At 50.0% G+C, this 254-nt stretch carries 1 pseudogene; it reads right to left on the bottom strand.

Annotated elements, in window-relative coordinates:
* Positions 1-254, bottom strand: a pseudogene (locus NLF92_RS13425) (methyl-accepting chemotaxis protein); the annotation flags it as partial.

Genomic DNA, 254 nt, shown 5'->3' on the forward strand with positions numbered 1-254 from the left:
TTACCATTTTGCGCGATAGGGGAAGAAACAAACGCGGCCTGGGCATCATAGGAAGGAAGATAAGACCTGAAATCGGTGAGGTAGCTGGTTTTGCTGTCGTCCAACGCCAAAGCGCCGCGATAGGCATCTGCCAATCCACTTTGAGCGTATGGGCCGCTTGTTAATGAAGTGGCGTAATCCAGTTCCTTAAACGCTGAATACACGACAAAGCCAGTGCTGGCATCGACTAAGAAGATATCGTAGTAGCCGAAGTG

The sequence above is a fragment of the Opacimonas viscosa genome (assembly GCF_024199005.1).
GTDB classification, from domain to species: domain Bacteria; phylum Pseudomonadota; class Gammaproteobacteria; order Enterobacterales; family Alteromonadaceae; genus Opacimonas; species Opacimonas viscosa.